Source organism: Paracoccus sp. FO-3, assembly GCF_006386455.1.
GTDB lineage: Bacteria > Pseudomonadota > Alphaproteobacteria > Rhodobacterales > Rhodobacteraceae > Paracoccus > Paracoccus versutus.
Genome location: NZ_VCBQ01000239.1, coordinates 1 through 1,862 on the forward strand (window position 1 = coordinate 1; position 1,862 = coordinate 1,862).

Below are 1,862 nucleotides of genomic sequence, written 5' to 3' on the forward strand. Positions count from 1 at the left end.
CCCCGTCCCCGCTCCGGCCCCCGCTCCGGCCCCCACCGCGGCCCAGTCGCTGCGCCCGCCCGCCCGCCTGGCCGAGCCGCAGCGCCGGCACTGGCTGATCCTGGGCTCGTTCCTGGCGCTGGTGGTGCTGCCGAGCCTCCTCTGGGCCGGCTATCTCTGGCTGCGCGCCGAGGACCAGTATGTCTCGACCGTCGGCTTCTCGGTGCGCAAGGAACAATCCACCCCCGCCATCGATCTCCTGGGCGGGCTGGCGCCGCTGGCCGGCGCCGGCGGCAGCGCCTCGGACACCGACATCCTCTACGAATACATCCGCAGCCAGGACATCGTCGAAAGGATCGACGCCCGGCTCGACCTGCGCGCCCGCTACGCGCGCGCCTGGCCGCATGACTTCGTCTTCGCCTTCGACCCCGAAGGCCATGTCGAGGACCTGACCGACTACTGGCAGCGCCAGGTCAAGGTGCTCTACGACAGCACCACCCAGCTCATCACGCTCAAGGTCAGCGCCTTCACCGCCCAGGACGCGCAGGAGATCGCCGCCGCGGTGTTCCAGGAAAGCTCGGACAAGATCAACGCGCTCTCGACCATCGCCCAGGACGACGCCACCCGCCTGGCCAAGGCCGAGCTGGACAAGGCCCGCGCCGAGCTGACCGAGACCCGCCAGGCGATGACCGCCTTCCGCATGCGCTCGCAGATCGTCGACCCCGAGGCCGACCTCGCCGGGCAGATGGGGGTGCTGAGCGGGCTGCAGGCGCAGCTGGCCGAGGCGCTGGTCGCCCACGACCTGCTTCTGGACAATGCCCAGCCCACCGACCACCGCGTCACCCAGTCCCAGCAGAAGATCGACGCGCTGCGCCGGCTGATCGAGGCCGAGCGAGCCAAGTTCGGCGCCGAGGGCCAGGGCCCGGCCGGCGAAAGCTATGCCCAGCTGATGGCGGAATACGAAAAGCTGGCCGTGGACCGCGAATTCGCCGAGGGCGCCTATCGCTCGGCCCGCATCGCCCATGAGACGGCGCTGGCCGAGGCGCAGCGCCAGGCCCGCTACCTGGCCGCCCATATCGAGCCCAAGGTGGCGCAAAGCGCGACCGAGCCGAACCGGCCCTGGCTCTGGGCGATGATCACCGGCATGCTGCTGGCCGGCTGGTCGATCCTGGTGCTGGTCTATTACAGCGTCCGCGACCGCCGCTAGCGCGATGATCCGGCTCGAGAACCTGACCAAGATCTACCGGCTCAAGGGCCGCGAGACGCTGGTGGCGGACAACCTGAACGCCGAGTTCCCGACCGGGGCCTCGGTGGCGCTGCTGGGCCGCAACGGCGCCGGCAAGTCGACGCTCTTGCGGATCATCGCCGGCACCGTGCTGCCCACCGCGGGCCGGGTGCTGTCGGACGGCACGATTTCCTGGCCGGTGGGGTTTTCGGGCAGTTTCCACCCCGAGCTGACCGGGGCGCAGAACGTGCGCTTCGTGGCGCGGATCTACGGCGTGGACACCGACGAGCTGGTCGATTACGTCGCCGATTTCGCCGAGCTGGGCCAGCATTACCACCAGCCCTTCGGCAGCTATTCCTCGGGGATGCGCTCGCGGCTGGCGATGGGCACCTCGATGGGCATCCATTTCGACACCTATCTGGTGGACGAGGTCACCAGCGTCGGCGACGCCAATTTCCGCGCCAAGTCCCAGCGCGTCTTCGCCGAGCGCATGGCCCGCTCCTCGGCCATCGTCGTCAGCCATTCCATGCCGATGATCCGCTCCATGTGCTCCATGGGCGCCGTCCTGCACAACGCAGGCCTCATCCTCTTCGAAAACATCGAGGACGCAATCAAAACGCACGAGGAAATCCTGAGACTCCCACAAGCAAGGTGAAAA

At 68.7% G+C, this 1,862-nt stretch carries 2 protein-coding genes; both read left to right on the forward strand.

All coding sequences use genetic code 11. The annotated features are described in order from the left end of the window. The coding region (locus tag FE811_RS26670) for a capsule biosynthesis protein (RefSeq protein WP_370362716.1) at window positions 1-1,186 on the forward strand (1,186 nt) is incomplete at its 5' end. A 4-nt stretch (window positions 1,187-1,190) separates the two neighbouring features. Continuing rightward, entirely contained in the window at window positions 1,191-1,859 is a 669-nt protein-coding gene (locus FE811_RS26675) for an ABC transporter ATP-binding protein (RefSeq protein WP_036753211.1), read from the forward strand. Window positions 1,860-1,862: the final 3 nt, after the last annotated feature.